The organism is Escherichia sp. MOD1-EC6098, from assembly GCF_002965865.1.
GTDB classification, from domain to species: domain Bacteria; phylum Pseudomonadota; class Gammaproteobacteria; order Enterobacterales; family Enterobacteriaceae; genus Escherichia; species Escherichia marmotae.
In genome coordinates this window covers 1-1825 of sequence record NZ_PTSN01000065.1, presented here as the reverse complement: position 1 = coordinate 1825, position 1825 = coordinate 1, and the positions used below count along the sequence as shown (strand labels likewise).

Sequence of the window (1825 nt, the reverse complement as noted above, 5' to 3'; positions counted from 1 at the left end):
CCGACAAACCAGTTGGATGTGACGCGGCGTTCAAGTAATGCCCGCGCCGTGTAGCCAAAGCCCTGACTGCTGCCACCGTCGTTGGTCTGGCCGGCTGCATCGTCTTTCCAGTCAGTCGGGATCAGGTTCATCAGCGGATAACGCGGCATGGTTTTGGTTCGTGAATGCGACCACGAGCCAGACGCCCCCAGCTCCCATGACCAGTTTTCCGTCCGCTCACGCCACATCACCGGTACGGCAAACGACAGGTATTCCTGCGGACTGTAGTAACCGCCCTGACCGAGTGAGTACCCACTCAGGTCTTTGTCGTAATGCCAGATCATATTGTTCAGACCAATGGTGACGCGGCGATTGTTCTGGTTGATGACTTTATAGTAATAGCCCGTCATCCAGCGCACGCGCCAGTTATCTTCAACATTTTTGCCGGTTAACTGGTCGCCGCTAAGCGATGCCCAGACGCCGTTCGCTTCACCTTTATCGTAGCTCAGGCTTAGCCCCACGCCATCAGCACGCACGCCGCCCCATTTTTTCCCGGTGTTGCCCGGGGAGTCTTTTTGCCCGCCAAAGGCCAGCAAGGAACTGGAGATGGGGCGACGATGGGCGTTAATGGTGTAACCAAGCGGCCCCACGTCGTCGCTGTAACTGATGCCGCCAACGACATCCACCACGTTGAAGCCCATCGGCGTGGTGCCGATATCCCAGCTCCAGACGTCATTGCGCCAGCCGACAGCAACGCTGGCACCGGAATCCGACTGACTGCGATTGCCGCTACAATCCTGTAACGTACAGGTGCCCCAGTTGTTATCCCATTTACCCTCAGCGTCGGCGGAGAAACTGCCAACGTTCATATTGACGAAATCACTGCGGAAGAACATTCGCCCGTCGGAATACGGCGCATCCACCTGCAACATGGTGGTGTGCGCTTTCAGATCAGAATAGCCACCAGTACCGCTCGAACCCCAGTAATCATGTTCGAGGGTGACGTTGAGATCCTGCTGACGATAGAGGTCCGCCGCATCGCTGCGCACGCCGCGTTTCAGCCAGTCGTCCTTCTCGTCATTGCGGGTCAGACGGGTAAAGGTGTCGTTATCCTGCGGACGCGTTGTCGCCACACCGGATGCGACCATTGCGTCTTTGTAGGTTTCCAGCGCCTGCTGCGGTTCCCCCGCCTGCGCTTCAAAACTCGCGCCATCGCGCAGTACCATCGCGCTTTCCATCGACGGTGGTTGAGATTTTGCCTGTGGGATCAGCCTGTTAAACGTCTGCTGCGCCGCCGCGGTATCGCCAAGCTGTGCCTGCACCAGCGCCACACGCCGTTGCGTGTTCAGCGACGCGTTATCGGTGGCGGGCAGTTTCGCCAGTTGGCTGCGCGCTGCCGCTTTGTCGCCTGCAGCAATATCCACTTCCGTCAGGCCAAGAATGGCGTCGATGTTATTCGGCTCGCGCGTCATGACATTCTGATACGCAGCGCGGGCGGCGGTGTAATCACGCCGTTGCTGCGCCCAGTCGGCCAGCGTGAGGTCAATGCGCGTGGAAGGTGGTTGCTGGCGCAGCATCGCTTCCGCTTCGGCCTCTTTGCCGCTTTCCCGCAGACTGTTAGCGGTTTCCAGCACCTGATCGCTTTGCAGCCGATTAACCAGCTCCTGAATATTGCTGTTCCACTGCGCGCGCGGCAGGCTGTTGATATGCGCCAGCGCCGCCCGCTCCTGATCGTGACCGGAGAGATACAGCCCGTAAGCGTAAACCTGCTCCGGATCGTCTGGTTTCTGCTGTGCCAGATTGCGCATCAGGGTATCGGCCTGGCTACGTTGCCCGGCCTGCCAGA

1 protein-coding gene is annotated in these 1825 nt (G+C 59.0%); it reads right to left on the bottom strand.

Annotation, left to right across the window (positions count from 1 at the left end; genetic code table 11):
- Positions 1-1825: cellulose synthase complex outer membrane protein BcsC (gene bcsC / locus C0K55_RS25590; protein WP_105283456.1), on the bottom strand; the 1825-nt coding region annotated here is incomplete at both ends.